Consider the following 22,152-nt stretch of genomic DNA (forward strand, 5'->3'; position numbering starts at 1 on the left):
CGCCGTCATTACATTCTGAATACGCCAAATTTCGTGTCTTCAATTTCTTTATTCAAGCTGGCAGAAATTGACAATCCCAACACCATGCGGGTATCCGCCGGGTCGATCACACCGTCATCCCACAGTCGGGCGGAGGCGAAATACGGGTGACCCTGTCGCTCGTAAGTGTCGATGATGGGTTGCTTGAATTCAGCTTCGGCTTCTGCGCTCCAGTCTTCACCGGCCTTGGTTTTCTGATCGCGTTTGACCTGCGCCAGCACCCCTGCGGCCTGTTCGCCACCCATGACCGAAATACGGGCATTGGGCCACATGAACATAAAACGTGGATCGTAGGCTCGGCCACACATGCCGTAGTTACCCGCGCCGAAAGAGCCGCCGATAAGGATAGTAAATTTAGGCACCTGTACGGACGCCACGGCGGTCACCATCTTGGCGCCGTGCTTGGCAATGCCGTCGTGTTCGTATTGCTTGCCCACCATAAAGCCGGTGATGTTTTGCAGGAACACCAGCGGGATTTTGCGCTGTCCGCAGAGCTCGATAAAGTGCGCGCCTTTTTGCGCTGATTCACCAAAGAGGATGCCATTGTTGGCCACAATACCGACGGGATAACCGTAGATACGGGCAAAGCCACACACCAGGGTGGTGCCGTACTGGGCTTTGAATTCGTCAAATTCAGATCCGTCCACGACGCGGGCGATCACTTCGCGCACGTCATAGGGCTGGCGGCTGTCTTTGGGAATGATGCCGTAGATTTCCTGACTGTCGTAGAGCGGTTCTGCCACTTCGGCGACATCGCTTTGGATGGGTTTAACGCGATTCAGGCGGCCAATCGATTGCCGGGCCAGCTGCAGGGCGTGATGATCATTTTGCGCCAGGTGGTCGGCCACTCCGGAGATGCGCGTGTGCACCTCGGCACCGCCGAGTTCTTCGGCGCTGACCACTTCACCGGTGGCTGCTTTGACCAGCGGTGGGCCGGCGAGAAAGATGGTGCCCTGCTCTTTGACAATGATGGATTCATCGGCCATAGCGGGTACATAGGCACCGCCAGCAGTACAGGAACCCATCACCACAGCGATCTGGGGAATGTTGCGTGCCGACATGTTGGCCTGATTAAAAAAGATGCGTCCGAAGTGTTCCCGATCCGGGAAGACTTCATCCTGGTTGGGCAGGTTGGCGCCTCCGGAATCCACCAGGTATATACAGGGCAGATTGTTTTCCTGAGCGATGGTTTGCGCGCGGATGTGTTTTTTAACGGTCAGCGGGTAGTAGGTGCCGCCCTTGACCGTGGCATCGTTGGTGACGATGACACACTCCTGACCGTTAACCCGGCCAATGCCGGTGATGATACCCGCCGCGGGTACATCATCCGGGTACACCTCGTAGGCAGCGAGCTGTGACAGCTCCAGAAACGGCGAGCCGGGATCCAGCAGGGCATTGACGCGCTCGCGGGGCAACAGTTTGCCGCGTGACACGTGACGCTCGCGGGATTTTTCGCCACCGCCGAGCTTAATGGTTTCCAGTTTATCGCGCAGGTCATTGACCTGCGTCTGCATGTGCCCGGTGTTGTCGATGAACTCGGTGGCGCGAGTGTTGATTTTTGTTTTGATGATACTCATTATTTTTTCCTTCGACGTTGGGTTCGGTCAGGCGTTAGTGTCGAACGCTGCTTATTTGGTTTCGTTAAACAATTCGCGGCCGATCAGCATGCGGCGTACCTCTGATGTGCCAGCGCCAATTTCGTACAGCTTGGCATCGCGCAGTAAACGGCCGGTGGCAAATTCGTTGATGTAGCCGTTGCCGCCCAGTGTTTGTATCGCTTGCAGTGCCATTTGTGTGGCCTTTTCGGCGGTGTACAAGATCACGGCTGCGGCGTCTTTGCGACTTTCTTCGCCGCGGTCGCAGGCCTTGGCCACGGCGTACAAATAGGCACGGGAAGCGTTCAGCTCGGTGTACATGTCCGCCACCTTGCCCTGCATCAGCTGAAATTCACCAATGGACTGGCCAAACTGTTTGCGGTCGTGAATGTAGGGCACCACAATGTCCATACAGGCCTGCATGATGCCGACCGGACCGCCGGACAGTACCGTGCGCTCGAAATCCAGACCGCTCATCAGCACCTTTACCCCTTCGCCTTCTTTGCCAAGAATGTTCTCCTCTGGCACCTCGCAATCCTGGAACACCAGTTCACAGGTGTTGGAGCCGCGCATACCCAGCTTGTCCAGTTTCTGGTGACGGGAAAACCCGGGGAAGTCGTGCTCGACGATGAACGCCGTGATGCCGCGGGAATTGGCCGCAATGTCAGTTTTGGCGTAGATCACATAGGTGTGGGCGTCGGGACCGTTGGTGATCCACATTTTGTTGCCGTTGAGAATGTATTTGTCGCCCTGCTTGTCGGCGCGCAGCTTCATGCTCACCACATCGCTGCCGGCGTTGGGTTCGCTCATGGCCAGTGCGCCGATGTGTTCACCGGAACACAGCTTGGGCAGGTACTTCTGTTTTTGTTCGTGGCTGCCGTTTTTGCGGATCTGGTTCACACACAGATTCGAGTGGGCGCCGTAAGACAGGCCGACGGACGCAGACACGCGGGAGATTTCTTCCATGGCCACCACGTGGGCCAGGTAACCCATGTTGGTGCCACCGTACTCTTCTTCGACGGTCATACCCAGCAGACCCATGTCGCCAAATTTGCGCCACATGTCCATCGGGAATTCATTGTCGCGGTCGATCTGGTCGGCGCGGGGGCCGAGTTCTGCCTGCGCGAACTGATAGACACTGTCGCGCAACATGTCGATGTCAGAGCCGAGGTCAAAGTTTAAGGAGGGGTAGCTGATGTTCATAATATCTCTCGCAGTATCTGGTTTGATTGTCATACCTTGTTAAAGGGCTTTTTAATTGATTTCGCCTTATGCGCCCTGATCCGCTGAGTCGGCAAGCAGGTCGTCATAGGCTTGTTGATCGATGTTTTGCAGCGCTTCCAGGCAGCTGCGCTCGGACGATTGCAGGTCCACCATCATGACCTCCAGGTCGTGCATCTGCTGTTGCAGGTAGTCGCGGCGCTGACGAATTTTCAGGATCAGTTTTTCCAGCTGATTGGCGTTACTCTTGCCGGGGTTGTACATCTCAATGATGTCGCGGCTTTCATCCAGCGTCAGCCCCAGGCGCTTGCCGCGCAGAATCAGTTTGAGTTTAGTGCGGTCGGCGGGAGTGTAAATGCGGGCTTGCCCGCGGCGTTCCGGGGTCAACATACCTTTGTCCTCGTAAAAGCGGATGGCACGGGTAGTGACATCGAACTCCCGGGACAGGTCGGTGATGGTGTAGGTTTTTGATGTCATTGCTTCTCCGGCCAATCTTTCGATGTACGGCCCGCAGGGGGCGGTAAGGATAAGTGGATAATGGGGTAAGGTTAGCATTGGTTTACGTTAACGTAAAGGTAAGGTTAAAGGCAAAGGCAAAGTAAAATCTGGATGGGACCCTCTTTATCGCTGGAGCCGACGCCGGGTGGCCTGACCCCAAAGAGTCTTGGGGTGAGTGATGCAGGGCACTTGAAGCCGTGAAAAAAGCAGGGAAGAATGGTGTTTGTCGGGGTGCGAAATAACGAAGGGGAACCGCTATGAGTGACCATGAATTCGACGTCGTCATCATTGGTGGAGGCATTGTCGGTGCCGCGATGGCTTATCACCTGGCCCCGCACCGGCGGGTGGTGATTTTGGAGGCTGAAGCGGCTGCCGGGTATCACGCCAGCGGGAGGTCGGCGGCTCTGTTTGAGCCCAGTTACGGCCCGGAGTCCATCCGCAGTTTGACCCGGGCGAGCGAAGCGTTTTTTCGCTCGCCTCCTGAAGGTTTTGCCGACAGCCCTTTAATTCACCCTCGAGGTGCTTTATTTGTTGGGCGCCAAGAGCAGGTGCCAGCGGTAGAGGCTTTTTACCAGCAGCAATCACTCGAATCGGACACTGTCCGCTGTCTGAATACCGATGAAGCTCTGGCGCTGGTGCCCGTGTTAGCCCGGGAGGCTGCCGTGAAAGCGGTTTACGATACAGGGGCCTTCGACATTGAAGTGGATTTGTTGTTGCAGGGGTTTCTCAAGCAGGCCAAGTCCAACGGGGCTGTTTTTGTACGCAATGCCCGCGTCAACAACATCCAGTCATGCGCGCCCGGTTGGCGGGTGACAACGGAAGAGGGGCTGATCGTGCGCGGCACGGTGCTGGTCAATGCCGCGGGTGCCTGGGTGGATCAAATTGCGCAGTTGGCGGGCGTGTCCGCTGTCGGCATTGAGCCCCGCCGGCGTTCAGCGTTTATTTTTGAGGCGCCGGCGAACATCGACTGCAGTCAGTGGCCGATGACGATTGGGATTGAAGAAAACTGGTACTTTAAACCGGATGCGGGGGCTCTGCTGGGATCACCGGCTAATGCAGATCCGGTAGAGCCACACGACGTGGTGGCTGAAGAGCTGGACATTGCCACCGCGATCTATTTTATCGAACAGAATACCAAGCTGCGCATACGCCGCCCCCGGCACACTTGGGCGGGATTGCGAAGTTTTGTGGCGGATGGTGAGCCGGTGTGCGGTTTTGATCAGGGGCACACGGACTTTTTCTGGGCGGCCGCGCTGGGGGGGTATGGCATTCAGTCGGCCCCGGCTTTTGGCCGTCTGTGTGCTTGCCTGATTCTGGGGAAAGGCGTGCCTGAGGATATTCAGGCTCAGGGGTTGGATCTCAGGAAGGTGTCGCCACAGCGATCCGGGCTCAGGTGGACTCCCTCATGAGCTGAGCGTTAGGCTTTTGCTGGGCGGAAGGTGGCCGTTGCCAGGGCGATCCTATTGGATGAGGACGGTCACATTTCTGCCACAGTATCATCATCCAGCCGTCACAAGATCGCCGTAATTTGGTCGTATTCCAACAAGCACTGTTATCAACAGTACGGCCATGAGCGCATTGCATGATCAATATCGAACAAACCCTCTGTGAGAAATACCCCGGCTTCGGTCAGCAACAGGAGGTGATCAAGCGATCCACTTTTTCGTTGCTCAGGAAATTGACTCACGAGCAGGAAATTAACCTCTTTCTTCACGAGCACGCCGGGTTGGACCCCATCGCATTCATTGACAGCGTGTTCGATTATTTCAATTTCAGTTACAGCGTCTCCAGTCGTGACAAGGCCAACATTCCCGATCAGGGGCGGGTGGTTATCATTGCCAATCACCCCATCGGCTCACTGGACGGGTTGGCGATCCTCAGAATGGTGAGTGAGGTGCGACAGGATGTCAAAATCATCGCCAACGATATGCTGATGAATTTTGAGGCGCTGCACCCTTTATTGATTCCGCTGGACAACCTGACCGGCGGCGGTGCCATAAAAAGCTTTCGCCGGGCGCTGGAGGAGCTGCAGCAGGAGCGCGCAGTGATTATCTTCCCGGCGGGTGAAGTGTCGCGGGTACGGCCCCATGGGGTGCGCGATAGCCGCTGGCGGCCGGGGTGTCTAAAAATGGCGCGCCGAGCCAAAGCGCCGGTGTTACCGATTCACATCAGAGCCAAAAATTCGCTGTTGTTTTACAGCGCGTCGATGTTGTACAAGCCGTTGGGCACCGCGTTGTTGGCCAAAGAAATGTTCAACAAAAAGTCGGCCACCATCAATTTTTGTGTGGGGGAACCCATCCCCTGTTGTGCCCTGCACACCGATCATCTGTCGGATAAAGCGTTGCTCAGGCGCCTCAAGAAACACCTCTACAAATTGGGCCGTCGCAAGCACAAGCGTTCGATGTTTATTACTGAAAAAACCATTGCTCATCCCGAGGATCGCCTGCGGCTGGTGCAGGAATCCCGTCAAATGCGAACGCTTGGCGAGACTCGTGACGGCAACTGTATTCTTCTGACCGGCTATGGTGATAGTCCCGTGACCATGCGGGAAGTGGGCCGTCTGCGGGAATACACGTTTCGCAAAGTGGGTGAGGGGACCGGCGCTAAACGCGATCTGGACAATTTTGATCGCAGCTATCAACACCTGCTGCTGTGGGATCGTGAAGCCATGTGTCTGGCTGGCGCTTATCGCCTTGGGAATATCAAACGGTTGCTCAAAGAAGTGGGTAGCAATGGCCTGTACACCCACACGCTGTTCGATTTTCAGCCCGCGTTTTATCCCTATCTGCAGCAGGGGCTGGAGTTGGGCCGCAGCTTTGTCAATCCGCAATACTGGGGCAAAAACAGTCTGGACTATTTGTGGCAGGGAATCGGCGCCTATCTGAATCACCACGATGACGTGCGCTACATGATGGGTCCGGTGACCGTCAGTGCCCGTTTTAACAAGCCGCTAATTGATCTGTTGGTGTTTTATTATCAGCGCTATTACACCTGTCCGCAGGCGTTGGCGAGTGCCAAACAGCCTTATTTCATTGAACCGGAACGTCGCTGTGAGATGGAGGCTCTGTATCTGGGGTTGGACCGGGAGGAGGGCTTTGCGCTGCTGCAAAAAGCTTTTCAACTGGAAGGTGAAAAAGTCCCGGTGCTGTTTAAACAGTACGCCTCGCTGTTTGAGGAGGGCGGTTTCCAACTGCTGGCCTTCAGTGTGGATCCCGATTTCAGCGACTGCATTGACGGTCTGTTTCTGGCTGACCTGAGCAAACTGAAAGTCGCGAAACGAAAGCGCTATTTGGGAGATGGGGACAGGAAAATATAGGGGCAAGTAGACAGGAACGGATAGGAAAGGAAAGGAAAGGATAGGATAGGATAGGGATGAGTGGACAGTAGCGAGTGGACAGAAAAACATTAAAAAATGAGAGTAGACCTGCTTGGGAGTGGGGTGATGCTTTACTCGCCACTCGCCACTCGCCACTCGCCACTCGCCACTCGCCACTCGCCACTCGCCCAAGGTGAATGGCGCAGCCAGAGAGGGCAGCCTGGGCTGACTCGCTACTCGCTATTAGGCCGTTTGCAAACTTTGTAAATGCTTGGCCTGTTTATCCAGTAACCCCTGGTAGGTGGGTTGCAGGCCCTCAATGATCGCCCAGCTTTGGTCGAACGTGAATTCATTCACTTGCAAGCGTTGCAGCAACTGGGAGGTCGCGCATTCCTGGGTGTCGATCAGCAGGCTGTGGTTGGTTTGTTCGGCGAGCATGGCTTGCAGTTGCTGGCGGAATTCGGAGTTATCCAGGTACTGATGCAAATTGTTGTCGTCGGTTGCCGGGTAGGCCGCAGCGGCGTAGTCCAGGCGGATACCGGCATTGCTTTGTTTTACCAGAGAGAACAGCAGATAAGCGGCACAAATGGCACGAAAGGTGGTGTTGCCGATTTCGTCACCGCGGAATTGCAACTCCAGGGTTTCGTGATCGGCAAACAGGATGCGGCCATTATAGAGAGCGTTGATGCCGCTCAGATGTCGCTGCAGGTCGTCAAACAGCTGTTGGCGCAGGGTGGCGCTCAGTTGTTGCTTGAGGGTGGGCCAGTTCAGGCAGCGCAGAGTGAGGTTGACGTCCACATCGTCGTGAATCGACATACTGCGTGTGGGAAGCTGGTTGTCTCGTGCCGGGGGGGACGTCAATGGAGCTTCCTGGTTCTCGGGGTCTGCGGGGCTTTCGGTCGGAGTCTGGCGCAGGTTCAGGACGCTCATCACCAGCATGGCACCGGCGAGCCCGAGCAGGGCCATCAGCCAGGTATCGTCTTGTTCTTCATACAGTGTCTGTTTGTCGATGATAACGGTTAAGTAGCCCGCCACACTGTCTTGCAGGGTAATTGGGGCGCTGTAGGAGCCATAGTCCCGATTGACATAGTCACCGGCATTGGGGGAATCACCGGCCTGAACCAGCAGCCGGTTTTCCACGTCGTGAATGGTTGCACTCAGCACATCGGGATTGCGGGCAATATCACTGACGGTGACCTGCAAGCTGACGAGGTCGTGATTGAGGGTGGCGTCGGTGGCTTGGCTGGCGCCGAGCGTGGCCAGCGCGTTACCGTATTGTAGGGTGCGGATTTCCAGACGTTGATGGTGTTGCTGTTGCAGCAGGCTGGCGCTGAGCAGCAGGCAAACCAGCGTGGTGATGCTGATGATAAACAGGGGTGTGCGAATTAGGTTGAGCACAGTCGGAGACAGCATGATCGTGTCGATCTAACCTCTGGGTTGTGGTGGTCAGTGTATGGGTGGTGATGGGTTGATGGTCACCCGGTCCGGCGCGGCCTATGGGAATGAGGCATTTAAGCCAATATTCTACATTGAGCCAGCAATCCACATCGAGCTAATGATCTATATTGAGTGTATTGTCTTATTTGGGCCTATCGCCTTCTATAAGCTAAAGGCCATCCATAAGCGAAAAGTTATCCATAAGCTAAAGCTACCCTGAGAATAAAGTCATATTCAGCATACTATCAAAGCTTCGATCGATCCCTGGCGTGCGGCCCCGCGCAATACGGTCATCTTTCCCAAGAGATTATTTTAGTCTGACGGTAGAGTAAAGTTATAATGCCCACCTTACATTTGCAGGCAGTCGAGTTTTCAGCGTGAAAGAAATACTTTTGATCAATATCTCCGGTGCAGATCGACCCGGTGTTACCTCCGCGATTACCAGTATACTGGCTCAATACGAGGCCAATGTGCTCGATATTGGCCAGGCAGTGATCCACGATAATCTCACCCTCGGGCTGCTGGTCGAAATTCCTCCGGCTTTTGAATCTTCACCGGTGTTAAAGGATATTCTGCTGAAAGCCCACGAGCTGGAGATGCAGGTGAAATTTCAGCCCATTACGGAAGAGAGCTACGGTCACTGGGTGGGTCAGCAGGGGAAAGATCGCCATATCATTACCTTGCTGTCGCGCAAGATTACCGCCGAGCAGATCGCGGAAGTCACCACGGTGGCAATGACGCACGGCCTCAACATCGACAACATCAGTCGCCTGTCCGGCCGGGTTGAGCTGGATCATGAGAGTGATCAGACCAAGGCCTGTGTTGAGTTTTCAGCCCGTGGCACGTCCTCTGACCTGGCTGAATTGCGCTCTGCCTTTATGGAATTGTCAGGCCGCCTGGAGGCAGACATTGCCTTCCAGGAAGACAATGCGTTCCGCCGCAATCGCCGTCTGGTGTGCTTTGATATGGATTCCACCCTGATTGAGGCGGAAGTTATCGATGAGCTGGCCAAGGCCGCCGGGGTGGGCGATCAGGTGATCGAAATCACCGAAGCGGCGATGCGCGGTGAGCTGGATTTCAAAGAGAGTTTTGCCCGCCGCATGGCGCTGCTGAAAGGCCTGGACGAATCCGTGCTGGCAGAAATCGCCGAGCGGCTGCCGGTGACTGAGGGCGCGGAACGGTTAATTTCGACCCTGAGAAAACTGGGCTATAAAACCGCGATCCTATCCGGTGGCTTCAATTATTTCGGCAAATACCTGCAGCAAAAGCTGGGCATCGATTACGTTTATGCCAATGATCTGGACATTGTGGATGGCAAGGTCACCGGCGAAGTCTCCGGCGTGGTGGTGGATGGGGCTCGCAAAGCCGAGCTGTTGCGGGAGCTGGCGGAGAAGGAAAACCTGTCTCTGGAACAGGTCATTGCCGTTGGCGACGGCGCCAACGACCTGCCCATGCTCAGCATCGCCGGTCTGGGGATTGCCTTCCGGGCCAAACCCCTGGTCAAGGCGGAAGCCAAACAATCCATCTCCAACCTGGGGCTGGACGGCATTCTCTACCTGATTGGTTTTCGTGACCGGGATGTTATTTAAAGGCAGTTGCTAGTCTCGAGTAGAGAGGATTAAGGATAGGGGCGAGTTGACAGTCACGAGTAGCCAGGAAAAGATTATACTCGCTACTCGCTACTCGCTACTCGCTACTCGCTACTCGCTACTCGCTACTCGCTACTCGCTCAAGGTGAATTGCGCAGCAAGAGAGGGCAGCCTGGGCTGGCCACTGCCTTTACCCTTCCATATTAAAATCAAAGTCCATGGCCTCTGTGGGGGCTTGCAGGTAGTTGCCCTGAATGTAGTGCACTCCGGTTTGCCACAGGGTCGACAGGACGCCGGCATTTTCCACCAGCGGCACGATGGTGATGGTGTTGGCTTCCAAGAGCTGTTTGATCAGGCTGCTGATCGCTTCCGGGCTTTCGGTGTTGTTCTGGATCTCCAGGGTGAAGGATCCATGTACCTTGACGTAGTCCGATGGCGCATGAGACAGGGTTTTAAACGGGTTCAACGAACAGCCAAAGTTTGAAATCGAAGTCTGGCAGTTAATTTGGTTGAGCCCGTGGAACAGAGCTTTAGCCGCGTTAAGGTGATTGGTTACGTGGGTTTCATCCACCTGGAAAACAACGGTGTCCGGGTTCAGTCCGGCCGCCTTGAAGGCAACGCCAATCCAGGGGGCCAGTGTTTCGTCGCAGAGGGACTCTCGGCTCAGATTGATGATTACCCGGGTGTTGTTGCCTTTGGCCCGGTGGCTGGAGAGGGTTTTGATGGTTTCCAGGATTACCCAGCGGTCAATCTTGGTCATCAGGCCCAGTTGCCCGGCGGCTGGCAAAAAGTCACCGGGCGCCACCAGTTCATCGTTATCGTCCAGCATTCTGAGCAGAACTTCATAGTGCTCATCTTCGGCACCGCGCAGACTGATGATGGGCTGGAACATCAGTTTGAAGCGGCTGTTGTCGAGTGCACCCTGTATCATTTTTAACAGGTCCGCCTCGGCTTTGTCTTCGGGGCTGATCTCCGGGTTATACAGGTCAGCGCCATTGCCTGCGCCATCATGCTCTTTGCGGTAGCTTTCAACCGCTTTTAACGCCTGGTCGATGACTTCTTCTGCGCTGGTGGAGTTTTCATTGAGAATGGAAACGCCGATGGTGACCGTGGCTTGAGCGGTTTTGCCGTCCACGTCGATAATGTGTTGTTCCAGCTGTTTGCAGATGGCTTCAGCCCGAGCCAAAGAGGCATCAGCGCGCTGGTTGCGGGCCAGTAGCATGAACGAATCGTCGCCAAAACGGGCCAAAATTTCACCGTCCAGGGTGTGCGATTTCAGCAGTTGGGCAATATTGGCCAGGGCCAGATCGGAGCCGGCAACCCCCATTTGATGTTGAATGTGGTCTGAGAAATTATCCACTTCAATGTACAGTGCGGTCGCGGTAGAACCCTCTTTAATCGCGCTGGAAACGGCCCGCTCCATCTGTTCGACCAGGTACAGACGGTTGTAGAGGCCAGTTACCGTGTCCTGATCTTTGATTTTTTGCAGCTCTGCCTGCAGGACTTCATTGCCGGCAGCGTTATCGCTGGCTTGCTCGGCCCTGGCGTGGATCAGAAACTGAATGCAGTTTTCTTCATCGTAGATCGCACTGGTGACCGTGACCTGGCAACGGCAGATGGCTCCTTCAGCATTGACCCCGTTAAATTCCAGTTGCGAGCTTTCGGCTTCTTCCCCCTTGAGGGTGAAGTCTTTGAGGAATTGTTTGACTTGAGTCTGATGCTCATCGTCCACCATGTCGATGACGGGCATGCACTCAATGTCATCGCGGTCGCTGTAGCCGAAGGTATCGGCAAAAGATTGGTTGGCATACAGGTACATGCCATCCTGAACGTAGGCGATGGCATCGCGAGAGCTGTCGAGCAGTTTTTGGCTGCGGCGCTCGGTCTCTTTCAATTTATGGTCTGCGCGACGGCGTTGCTGGCGCTGTTCGCGATTGTCCAGCTCGCGCTGAATGACCAGCAACAGGTGTTGGTCCTGATCCAGTTGTACAACGTCAGCCGCGCCGAGTTTAATGCCATCTACCACGGCCTGGCTGACGTCCCCACCATTGGCGAGGGCATCGCTGATCAGGATCACCGGTACGTCTTTATTCAGCCGTTTAATTTGTCGGGCAGCCGTTTCCGGTGGCAGTTGGCTGCAGCCCTCTTCGGCAATGAGCAGGTCCCAGGTTTGCTCCTGCAATAATTTGGTGAGCACTTCTTCACTTTCAACATGCTGGGCGCGAGTGGCTCGGCCGGCATTGTTGAGCATGCTGATGAGTCTTTCAACTTCCTTGCGGGAGTCGTTAAGGATCAGGAGGCGGATGGTCTCATTGGCATTCATACTGCAGTTAATTTTCCCTATTCTAACTTGGTCGAGCTCCGTTCCCTTTCAGGACAGAATAACATCGTCTCAGCGGGTTTTTCTTATATGGTGTAAAGCTTTTTCGGTCTCAAATTGTACACAATATGTTGCTGTCCCAAAGGCATCGGCCGGCACTTCAGCGGTTGATTTGGACCCGGGTAATACGAGTCTTGCCTGCTGCGGTCTACCCAATCCAGCGCTGATTTTGCGGTTATTACCTAAATCAGAGGGGTAACCGTCACCGATTAGCACGATAGTACCATACAGTTGTACAGGCGTGTCCAAGCCGAACTTAGCCCAAAGAAGCACAGAGTACGCTAATTAAAAAAGGTCTCAAAGGACACTGTGGGCCTAATTCGGCAATCTGTGATGGCTGTTGCAGATCTTCAATGCAATATGCATTACCAGTCTTCCGGAAAGACCCCGGGTACCGGAGCACCTTCGGTGGGCGCTTGCTGCGTCTTTGAGTCAGTTTCCAGTGGGCGGTAGCCAAACACCGAAATGCTGGAAGAGCTGTGCAGTATTTGCTGCAACTGCACGACCGACGTTGCGCCCAGTTGGTTCATTCGAACTTTGTTTTGGGTTCGAAAGGGGTGGCTGGCGGTAATCAGTGCCGCGTGCTTAAAGCTTCGGCCGGCCTGACTGGTGATCAAGCCGCGCATCAGTACATTGTCAGCACCGGTTGTTTGCAGTTGTTGAACGGCAATGGCGTTGGCTTGCTGGGCGATCAGCTGGACCCCAAGCTTTGACATGCCGCGATGTTGCTTAACCCAGCGAATGACCCCTATCTTCCACTGGCGGCGATTAGGCTGGCGTAACGCAATCAGCTCCCCGGCAGCCGCCTGAGAAGGGATATGGTGACGCCACTCGAGGCCGTAGCCGCTGTCGCTGGCATTTGAAATCTGAACCTGATACACCCGAAATTTGGAGGGCTGTGCTTCGCTGCCTGACTCCGAACCGTTTGTCGCTTTGGTCTTTGACTTGCCCCCGGCGTCATTAAAGGACTCTGCCCATGGGTCGAATTCACCGGGTGTCGTGTGCGCCTCAAAGCGGTTGCCCGACTGGCCCTCAAGTTGGCAGGTGTCCTGAAGAAAGTGATTAAACGGTTTCTGGTCGGCCAGGTGATAGTGCACATTGGTGAGGCCAACCACGACTTCCAGTAGGTCTTTAGACGCTTTACGAGGGTGGTTGCGATGGTACTCTTCCCCCCAGTGTTGGCGAACATGCTGCAACAATTGGGCGTTGACATGGCCCGGGACCTGAATGAGGTCGCCGGGCGCTCCGGAGGCGTAATTTCTCAGGGCGTCCAGCAAGGGCGTCAGATTCAGTACTCGCAAGCCTGGCTTTAGAGGTTGCTGTAATAAGTGTTGTGCAGCGGGTTGCGAGGCGTGTGCTTGAGACGAATCCTGCGTCTGGCTTCTGTAACTCGGAGGCTGATCGCTTTCCAGGTCGATGCTGTACAGGTTGTTGTCAGTGTTGGCCGGATGAGCAAAGTCCACCAGTCGGCACCAGTTCTCCAGCGCCTCGTAAAGGTGTTGGACATCATTTTGACGCAGTTGGTTTGGGGTGGCTGTCTGTAACAGCAGGGTGCGCAGGTAAGCCTGCTCAATGGTGTTACCCCGCAGCCCTGTCAGCAGCGGGTCGGCAAACGTTCGTTGCGATAGGCTCAACTGTTCGGCCAGGTAGAAAAGTGTGTTGAGTTCCAGCCACAGTTGACTGGATATTTGCGTGTAAATCTGCGAATTGCGCAGAAATTGCAGGCCAATGCCGCTGATGGCGCGATGTATTGCCAATCCCAGCTGAGTCAGTGAGTCATCTTTAAGTTTGCCGCCATGGTTTTTGAGTAGCAGGTCCCTGATGACCAGGCAGTAGCCATTACTCAGGTGTTTTTGCAGGGCCTGGGCAATCACAGCGGCTTTTTTGGCGCTTTCCGGGAGAATCACGGGCTGTCCCAGAAACGTTTGTGACAGGCCCTGAATGCATTGTTGAACGTAGGGTCGCAAACGCTCGAGGATATCCAGTCGGTTGCTGGGGGGGGTGTCAAGTCGGCAGATTTCTGGCAAGGCTTGATACAGCAATACGCTGGTGTTGTTGATGCGGGTGGTTTGCAGTTGGCTGGCCCACTCTGCAACCCGGCTGGCGCGGTTACTTTGGCAAAAATTCAGAGTGGTCTGACTCTGAGCCGGAAGGCGCAGTTTCTTAATCAATTCCTGGATGGTCGGGGCTGAATTCATTGATGATTCGTTATTAGCTGCAATTGTTCGCGAGAATTTAGTGTATTCGCCAAGCCAGGTACTTGCTCGGGGGTGCGTTTCACAGCCCGGCAATGTCCCGTCGATGCCGTTTTATCTTGTCGTTCGGGCTTCCCTGGGGCTTTCCCTTTGGCGCCTATCGAACCTTTTATGAGCAATGAGCTCTACTGTGACTGTGTTTGTACCTTTCTTGGCCGATTTTTGCCAGCTTTCTTGAGGCTTATGCCGGTATTTTCAAGAAAAGGCCGGGATTTGATGGCCTCCGTCAAAAAATCAGTGTCTTGTTCAAGGCCCCGGGTTCCTCCCGGGCTAATTTGGGCACTAGGAAGCCTGGCAGTCTGGACTGCATTTGCTGATGCAGTGCAATAGCGTCCGAGTCTGCTACCGCAAAGTGAGCGGCGCCTTGCACTTTGTCCAGCAGGTGCAGGTAATAGGGTAGTGCGCCGGCCGCAAACAGTGCTTCACTGAGTGCGATCTGGGTTTCCAGGTCGTTATTCACGCCTTGCAGCAGTACCGCCTGGTTGAGGACAGTCACTCCGGCACTGCGCAGGCGCGCGATGCTTTGGCCAACCTGATGATCCAGCTCATTGGGGTGGTTGGTGTGCAGGACCAGCACGCTTTGCAGGCGGGTGTCTGCCAGCCAGCGCAGGGTGTCGTCGGTGATGCGCTGGGGGATGACGATGGGTAGGCGGGTGTGTACCCGCAGGCGGCGTATGTGGGGGATGTCCACCAGTTGATCCACCATCCATTGCAGCTGACGGTCCGGGCTGGCGAGGGGGTCGCCACCGCTGAAAATGACTTCGCTGATGCTGCGGTCGGCACGGATTGTATCAAATACCTGGTGCCACTGCTGGCGGCTGGGGTTGTTGTCCTGATAGGGGAATTCTCGCCGGAAACAGTAGCGACAGTTTATGGCGCAATGAGGCGCCACCACCAGCAGTACCCGGCCATGGTATTTGTGCACGAGCCCCTGAGTCGGGTTGCTGTCGGCTTCCTGCAACGGGTCGGCGCTGTAACCGGGGGTGAGTGTCAATTCATCCTGAATGGGCAGAACTTGACGCAACAACGGGTCATTCAGGTCGCCTTTGGCAATCCGGTCGAGAAAGGGCCGGGGGGCTCGCAGTTCAAACAGCTGGCAGGCTGCTTGGGCCCTGGGCAGCAGTTCAGGTGGCAGCTGCAGGTATTCCAGCAGGGTTTGCGGGTCGCGCACCGCCTGAATCAGTTCTTCCTGCCAGCTGATCTGTGGCTTGAGGGAGAGCGTTTGAACGGGGGGGCGCTGCGACATGGGTAACCCGGGTAATTTGGTGTGTGAATCGGTTGTTTGTGTTGAGACTGAAGCCTGAGGCTCAATAACGCTTTGGTTCCGGCTCCACCAGGGTCGGGACATCCTGCCAGCGAGCCCAAAAAAGGCTTTAGGTGTCATGGTGACCAGTCTGCAAGCCGCCAGTATACCAAGTTTCGCACCATGAGGCCGAGGTGCGTGTATCTTCAGCGGTGCTGGTTATCTTCTGCGTATGGCTGCGCTATAATGCGCCTCTTTGAAGAATACGCTGCGTCAGCGATGGCGCGTATTGTACCGTGGGCCGGGTTGCCAGAGTGCTGTTTGCAGTCGGGGAACAGCCGCGGTATAGAACACTTGAACCGGAAAAGATGAGATAAACCATGGGTACATACTCCACGAATGAATTCCGCAGTGGCATGAAGGTGATGCTGGATGGCGAACCTTGTGCCATTCTGGAAAACGAATTTGTTAAACCAGGTAAAGGCCAGGCCTTCAACCGCGTCAGATTGCGCAACCTGAACTCTGGTCGGGTCTGGGAGCGCACCTTCAAGTCCGGCGAATCTCTGGAAGCGGCGGATGTGATGGACCACAGCATGGAGTATCTGTACACCGATGGTGAATTCTGGCATTTCATGGAGCCTGATACTTTCGAGCAGCATCAGGCGGATGCCAAAGCCGTAGGCGACAGCGCCAAGTGGCTGAAAGAGCAGGACACGGTTATTGTGACACTGTATAACGGTGCGCCTTTGGCGGTGACCCCGCCAAATCACGTCGATCTGGAAATAGTGGAGACCGACCCTGGTCTGAAAGGCGATACCGCCAACGGTGGCACCAAGCCTGCGACCCTGTCTACCGGTGCGGTAGTGAAGGTGCCTCTGTTCCTGTCCACCGGGGAAGTGATTCGTGTGGACACTCGCAACGGTGAGTATCAGGGCCGCGCTAAAGAGTCATAATCTCTGAGAAACTAGAAACTAGAAACTAGAAACTAGAAACTAGAAAGAAAAGGGTCGATGGGCGTTGGGTTCATCGGCCTTTTTTGTCTGTGGTTTATGGGAGAGGCTATGATGTCTTTTTCTCCGTTACTTTTTTGGCAGGACTTTCAATGACTTCTTCTGACTGGCGACCGTCGGCAACACTGGACGCCGTGCAGCAACGGGCTGAACTCTATCGCGGCCTGCGAGAGTTTTTTTATCAGCGTCAGGTGACCGAAGTCGACGTGCCTTCGCTATCGCGCGCGGCGGTGTCCGATCCTCACATTGACAGCATTAACGCTCAGGTCTGCGGCGAAGCCCTGTATCTGCAAACGTCACCGGAATTTTTCATGAAGCGTTTGCTGGCGGCGGGCTGTGGTGACATTTACAGCCTCAATAAAGCGTTTCGCAATGGCGAGGCAGGGCGCCGGCACAACCCTGAATTTACCATGCTGGAGTGGTATCGACGGGGCTGGGATGACCAGCGCTTGATGGATGAAGTGGCTGAGTTGATCGGCGCTTGTGTTGAATTGTCATCGGTGCAGCGGTTGTCTTATCGGGAAGTGTTTCAGCGTGAGCTTGGGCTGGATCCGCATATTGCGAGTGTGGGAGAGCTGCAGCACGTTGCCCGGCAACTGTGTGATATTCAATGGGATGACGACGACAGGGATGTCTGGCTCGATGTGCTTATGACGCATGTTATTGAGCCAGGCCTGGGCGATGGTTTGGTGCTGGTGTACGATTTTCCGGCCAGTCAGGCTGCGCTGGCGCGCTTGGGGGTGGACGCTCAGGGGCAACAGGTTGCCAGGCGTTTTGAGGCTTACGTCGGTGGTGTTGAATTGGCGAATGGCTATTGGGAGCTGTGCGACGGTCAGGAGCAGGCGCAGCGTCTGCAAAGCGACTTGCGCAAACGCCAGGCTCTGGATTTGCCTCAATACCCCGTTGATCAACACCTGATCGAGGCGCTGACCGCGGGCCTGCCCGATTGCGCCGGCGTCGCCCTGGGTGTCGATCGCCTGCTGATGCTGACCACCGGCATCAACGACATACGCCAATTGTTGGCCTTTCCCTTCGAGCGTGTATAGCCGGACTTGATGCGGGGCGGACTGGGGAGTGATTGTTCATTATCTTTTCGTTGCAATAACGATGTGCCGGTAATCTTTTTCTAGTTTCTAGTTTCTAGTTTCTAGTTTCTAGTTTCTAGGAATCAGATATTCTGATTCATGTCCATCGCCGGCTGGCTATCGAGCGTGCCGACGTCTTTCGCCGGGACACCGGCGACCACCGTGTGGGCCTTCACGGGTTTGAGGACCACGCTGCCGGCGCAGATTTTCGCGCCTTCGCCCACTTCAATATTGCCCAGTATTTTGGCTCCGGGGCCGATCATCACGCCGGCACGAATCTTCGGGTGACGATCGCCGGATTCTTTGCCGGTACCCCCCAGGGTGACGGATTGCATAATGGAGACGTTGTCTTCCACCACCGCGGTTTCGCCCACCACAATACCGGTGGCGTGGTCGAGCATGATGCCTTTGCCTATCCGCGCTGCCGGGTGTAAATCGACCGAAAAAACACTGGATATGCGGTTTTGCAGAAACAGGGCCATGTCCTTGCGATGATTGTTCCACAGCCAGTGGCCCACGCGGTGTGCCTGCAGGGCGTGAAAGCCTTTAAAGAACAAAAACGGGGTGGAGAGGTTGTCGCAGGCTGAATCCCGGTCCTGGATGGCTGTCAGGTCGGCACGCATTGCTTGGCCAATGGTGGCGTCGCTGTTCAGGGCCAGTTGCACCACTTCACGCACTTGCATGGCTGACGCCGCCGCACTCTCCAGTTTGTTGGCCAGGTGAAAGCTGAGCGCATCTTCCAGGCTGCTGTGGTTTAAAATCGTGGCGTGATAAAAGCTCGCCAGAATCGGTTCCCCGGCGGCCTGTTGTTTGGCCTCTTCGCGAATGGTCGTCCAGATCAGATCCGGCGCTGTCGCGTGTTTCAGTTTCTCCGACATGAGATCGGCTCCTGCGAAAGTGAAGGCGACATTATCGCGGTTATCGGCGGTTGTGGCTAGATGAAAGAAAGGGGCGAGTTGACAGTAACGAGTAGACAGGAAAACTTCACTCGCCACTCGCCACTCGCCACTCGCCACTCGCCACTCGCCACTCGCCACTCGCGACTGTCTTTCACCAAGGCATTGACAGGGGCGGCTCCTGCAGTGCGGCCAGCTGCTCGCGCAGGGTCAGGATGTGATCCGACCAGTAGCGCTGGGTGTTAAACCACGGGAAGCTGTGAGGGAAGGCGGGGTCTTCCCAACGGCGGGCCAGCCAGGCGCTGTAGTTCATGATGCGCAGGGTGCGCAGGGATTCCACCAGATTCAGTTCGGCGCCGTTGAAACGGCAAAACTGCTGATAGCCAGCCAGGATTTTGTTCAACTGCCCCTGTTGCTGATCGCGATCATCGCCGGACAGTAACATCCACAAATCCTGTACCGCGGGACCCGTGCGGGCATCGTCAAAGTCGACAAAGTTGGGGATGTCGTCACGCCAGAGTACGTTGCCTGGGTGACAGTCGCCGTGCAGGCGCAGAGTTTCAAAATGCGTGTCGGCAAAACGCTGTTGAATGATTTTCACCAGATCGTCGGTGAGCGTTTGGTAGGAAGTTTCCAGCTCCATGGGAATGAACTGGTTGGCCAGTAAAAATTCAGCACTGTCCAGCGCGTACGTCTGGATGCTGATGGTGGGCCGACTTTCAAACGGTTTGAGGTGCCCCACATTGTGCATGCGCCCCAGAAAGCGGCCCATGATCTCCAGGTTGTTGAGGTTGCCCAGTTCCGGGGCGTGGCCGCCACGACGCTCAAACAGCGCAAACATGAAACCGCCGTAATCGCGGATGGTGTTGCCATTGGCATCGGGCAGTGGCGGTACGACGGGAAGCTCGTTCTCGACCAGTTCGGCACAGAAGTCGTGCTCTTCCTGAATCTGTGCCCGCGTCCAGCGATGGGGGCGGTAAAACTTGGCGATGATCGGTTGGCTGTCTTCAATGCCCACTTGATACACCCGGTTTTCGTAGCTGTTGAGAGCCAGATTGCGGCCATCGCAGTAATAACCTTCAGCTTCGACGGCATTCAATACCGTGTCAGGGGTCAGTGCTTCGTAGGGGTGAACTGATGTCGTTTCTGAGTCGTTCATAGTAAGCACTTAGTCGGTTGTCTTGCCTTGGCAAGATGAGTGATAAAATCTGCGGTTTACAAAACTAACCGTCTATAAAAAATACCTGTCTGTAAAAAGCGCCGTCTACAAAAAAGAAAGGCCCGTTGATCGGGCCTTTACGGATTGAGGTCGGCAGCGCACTGTCAGCGTTTCTTCAGTACCAGGCTGCCAATGGAATAGCCGGCCCCAAAGGAGCAGATCAGGCCGAGATCACCGGGCTGCAGGTCTTCGTGGTGCAGGTTGAAGGCAATCAGTGAGCCCGCCGAGGCGGTATTGGCGTAGCGATCCAGTACGATCGGTGCTTCCTCGGCCGTGGCGTCCCTTCCCAGCAGGCGCTTGCTGATGAGCAGGTTCATGTTGATGTTGGCCTGGTGCAGCCACCAGCGTTTGACGTCGGCGATCTGGATGTCCAGTGATTCCAGTTGCGTGCTGATGTGTTCGGCGGCCATCGGGCACACTTCTTTAAACACTTTGCGGCCTTGCTGGATAAAGAATTTATCCGGCGCGTAGGGATCGCTGTCGTCTGCGTAAGAGGTGTAGCCGAAATTGGAGCGGATGTTGTTGGAGTAGCTGGTGACGGTCTTGGTGTCCAGAATGTCGTAGCTGTGCTCGCTGGTGCAGGTGTCGGCGGTTTCGATCACCGTGGCGGTCGCCACGTCGCCAAAGATGAAGTGGCTGTCGCGGTCGCGCCAGTTGTTTTGCGGCGAGGTCAGTTCCGGGTTTATGGCCAGAACACACTTGGCGGTACCGGCTTTTACCATTTCATAAGCGCGCTGCAAGGCAAAGGTCGCGGCGGAACACGCCACCAGCATATCAAAGCCGAACCCTTTAATGCCCAGTTCGTTTTGCACTTCGATGGCAATGGCCGGGTAGGAACGCTGGGTATAGGCACAGGAGACAATCACGGCATCGACATCTTCCGGCTTTTTGTTGGCTGCAGCCAGCGCCTTGCGAGCCGCATGCAGAGCGATCTCTGCCTGATGAGAGAGCTCATCATTGCTGCGCTCTTCAAATTTAGGGCGCATGCGGTTGATGTCCAGGATGCCGTCTTTGCGGTACACAAAGCGACTTTTAATGCCGGAGGCCTTGGTGATGAATTCGGCGCTGGAAAGAGGCTTGGCGACTAAGGTGCCAGCCTCGATTTCCGCGGCGTGCTCGGCGTTATATTTTTCCGCATAGCCGTTGTAGGCTTCCACCAATTCTTCGTTGGTGACGGTGTTGGTAGGGGTCCATAGACCGGAACCACTGATAACTACATTTTTCTCTGACATACATGATCCCGTTCACGGCAGGTAATTTGGAGATTTTCGTTCCTCGACCGTACTCATTATAGGTTCTTACCAACTTGGGTTCTTGCCAAATTGGCGCCTTACCGTATTTCAGCGGTGTGTGACTGGTCGGTCACTCTGGCAATGGGTACAGGAGTTTAATTTGCGGGGGTGATTGTGCCGTAATTGACCGCACAGGTCTAATAGTGAAGATGGGTTTTGTCGGTTCGTGCCAGGCTCCAGATGTCCACCCGGCCAATGCCCTGGTGGCGTAATTCCCGGCTAATGGCACGGGCGGTGGCGGTGGTGGTGATCACATCGTCAATCAGGGCCACATGTTTGTTGTGCAGGGATGGCCAGATGGACGCTCGCTGACATCGCGGGTGCAGTCTGAAGACCCCCCGGAGATTGCGCTGACGTTCCTGTCGGCTGAGGTGGCGCTGGTCATCGCCGGGCTGGGTGCGGTGCAGGGCCTGAATGACCGGAATGTTGAAATGCCTGCCCAGTTGGCGGGCCATCCAGCAGGACTGATTGAAGTTGCGCCACAGAGCTTTGCGCCAGTGGAGGGGGACGGGAATCAGTGCCTGGGGCCGTCCGTCGGTCGAAGGGTAGGCCCGTTCCAGTTGTTGTATCAGTCGCCGGGTCAGCAGGTGGCCATCGCGCAAGTCGCGAAAATCTTTGAAATTCTGCAACCAGTGACTGAACGGCGGCTGATAGCTGTCGCCGCACACGGTGCGGTCAAAACAGGGAGGATTGGCCAGGCACTCACCGCAGATGCCGGCACTGTCGGTCAGGGGCAGGGCACATTGAAAGCAGCGTTGCCGCAAGTCCTGAAGTGCCTGTTCACAGCGTGAGCAGAGTGCGCCGGATTCGGTTGCAGCGGCGCAGTAACGGCAGGCCTGGCGCGGACCGGCGAGGGCCAAAAGGTGTAACAAGGGGCTGGTCATTGAGATCGTCCGTGATCGAATCAGTGTCTTTTGCCAAGGTAAATGATGAATTAGTTAACCCTGGAGTCAACTTTGGGTTGACAGCGTTGTGCATCCCACTATCATTTGAGCTTTCGCTGATGGGGCTTAGCCTCCGGCAACTCATTTTTGGGTAACTGCCCGTTTTTCGGGCAATTGCCAGACTCCGGCGACT

General features: G+C 55.5%; 16 protein-coding genes. 5 read left to right on the plus strand and 11 right to left on the minus strand.

The genetic code is table 11. The features are described from left to right. Window positions 1-8: 8 nt before the first annotated feature. The 3 genes from G8770_RS15665 to G8770_RS15675 form a co-directional block, all read right to left on the minus strand. Complete coding sequence (locus G8770_RS15665) at window positions 9-1,616, minus strand: carboxyl transferase domain-containing protein (RefSeq protein ID WP_167188829.1); 1,608 nt, start codon at window positions 1,614-1,616, stop codon at window positions 9-11. 51 nt (window positions 1,617-1,667) lie between these two features. After that, window positions 1,668-2,837, minus strand: coding sequence for an isovaleryl-CoA dehydrogenase (locus G8770_RS15670; RefSeq protein ID WP_208022296.1), 1,170 nt, complete (start codon window positions 2,835-2,837; stop codon window positions 1,668-1,670). Between the two features lie 66 nt (window positions 2,838-2,903). After that, window positions 2,904-3,332, minus strand: coding sequence for a MerR family transcriptional regulator (locus G8770_RS15675; protein WP_167188832.1), 429 nt, complete (start codon window positions 3,330-3,332; stop codon window positions 2,904-2,906). Between the two features lie 278 nt (window positions 3,333-3,610). Here G8770_RS15675 and G8770_RS15680 point away from each other — a divergent pair, with 278 nt between their 5' ends. Together G8770_RS15680 and olsF are read left to right on the plus strand one after the other, a co-directional pair. Continuing rightward, window positions 3,611-4,762, plus strand: coding sequence for an NAD(P)/FAD-dependent oxidoreductase (locus tag G8770_RS15680; RefSeq protein WP_167188835.1), 1,152 nt, complete (start codon window positions 3,611-3,613; stop codon window positions 4,760-4,762). Window positions 4,763-4,935: 173 nt separating this feature from the next. Beyond that, window positions 4,936-6,669, plus strand: a complete 1,734-nt coding sequence (gene olsF, locus G8770_RS15685) for a bifunctional ornithine lipid synthase OlsF (protein ID WP_167188838.1) — start codon at window positions 4,936-4,938, stop codon at window positions 6,667-6,669. Between the two features lie 243 nt (window positions 6,670-6,912). On the opposite strand, the gene G8770_RS15690 is transcribed toward olsF, so the two are convergent. Next, complete coding sequence (locus G8770_RS15690; protein ID WP_167188841.1) at window positions 6,913-8,082, minus strand: hypothetical protein; 1,170 nt, start codon at window positions 8,080-8,082, stop codon at window positions 6,913-6,915. Between the two features lie 401 nt (window positions 8,083-8,483). Between G8770_RS15690 and serB the strand changes: the two genes are divergently transcribed. Continuing rightward, window positions 8,484-9,695 (plus strand): phosphoserine phosphatase SerB, encoded by a 1,212-nt coding sequence (gene serB / locus G8770_RS15695; RefSeq protein ID WP_167188843.1) that lies wholly within the window; start codon window positions 8,484-8,486, stop codon window positions 9,693-9,695. Window positions 9,696-9,885: 190 nt separating this feature from the next. Here serB and G8770_RS15700 read toward each other — a convergent pair whose 3' ends face one another. The 3 genes from G8770_RS15700 to epmB form a co-directional block, all read right to left on the minus strand. Continuing rightward, window positions 9,886-12,018: an EAL domain-containing response regulator gene (locus G8770_RS15700; protein WP_167188845.1), complete on the minus strand. Its 2,133-nt coding sequence runs from the start codon at window positions 12,016-12,018 to the stop codon at window positions 9,886-9,888. 422 nt (window positions 12,019-12,440) lie between these two features. Continuing rightward, window positions 12,441-14,273, minus strand: a complete 1,833-nt coding sequence (locus G8770_RS15705; RefSeq protein WP_167188848.1) for a hypothetical protein — start codon at window positions 14,271-14,273, stop codon at window positions 12,441-12,443. 283 nt (window positions 14,274-14,556) lie between these two features. Further along, window positions 14,557-15,576: an EF-P beta-lysylation protein EpmB gene (epmB, locus tag G8770_RS15710; RefSeq protein ID WP_167188851.1), complete on the minus strand. Its 1,020-nt coding sequence runs from the start codon at window positions 15,574-15,576 to the stop codon at window positions 14,557-14,559. 377 nt (window positions 15,577-15,953) lie between these two features. Between epmB and efp the strand changes: the two genes are divergently transcribed. Next, a complete protein-coding gene (efp, locus tag G8770_RS15715; RefSeq protein WP_167188854.1) occupies window positions 15,954-16,526 on the plus strand; it encodes an elongation factor P in 573 nt (190 codons plus the stop codon). Window positions 16,527-16,675: 149 nt separating this feature from the next. After that, the gene (gene epmA, locus G8770_RS15720; RefSeq protein ID WP_167188857.1) at window positions 16,676-17,629 is read left to right on the plus strand and encodes an EF-P lysine aminoacylase EpmA; all 954 of its coding nucleotides are present in this window, start codon (window positions 16,676-16,678) and stop codon (window positions 17,627-17,629) included. A 122-nt stretch (window positions 17,630-17,751) separates the two neighbouring features. On the opposite strand, the gene cysE is transcribed toward epmA, so the two are convergent. The 4 genes from cysE to G8770_RS15740 form a co-directional block, all read right to left on the minus strand. Beyond that, a complete protein-coding gene (gene cysE / locus G8770_RS15725) occupies window positions 17,752-18,546 on the minus strand; it encodes a serine O-acetyltransferase (RefSeq protein ID WP_167188859.1) in 795 nt (264 codons plus the stop codon). Window positions 18,547-18,718: 172 nt separating this feature from the next. Next, the gene (locus G8770_RS15730) at window positions 18,719-19,723 is read right to left on the minus strand and encodes a serine/threonine protein kinase (RefSeq protein ID WP_167188861.1); all 1,005 of its coding nucleotides are present in this window, start codon (window positions 19,721-19,723) and stop codon (window positions 18,719-18,721) included. A 164-nt stretch (window positions 19,724-19,887) separates the two neighbouring features. Then, window positions 19,888-21,015: a beta-ketoacyl-ACP synthase III gene (locus G8770_RS15735; protein ID WP_167188864.1), complete on the minus strand. Its 1,128-nt coding sequence runs from the start codon at window positions 21,013-21,015 to the stop codon at window positions 19,888-19,890. A 197-nt stretch (window positions 21,016-21,212) separates the two neighbouring features. Further along, the gene (locus G8770_RS15740; RefSeq protein ID WP_167188867.1) at window positions 21,213-21,959 is read right to left on the minus strand and encodes a ComF family protein; all 747 of its coding nucleotides are present in this window, start codon (window positions 21,957-21,959) and stop codon (window positions 21,213-21,215) included. Window positions 21,960-22,152: the final 193 nt, after the last annotated feature.

This window comes from Pseudomaricurvus hydrocarbonicus, assembly GCF_011602365.1.
GTDB lineage: Bacteria > Pseudomonadota > Gammaproteobacteria > Pseudomonadales > Cellvibrionaceae > Pseudomaricurvus > Pseudomaricurvus hydrocarbonicus.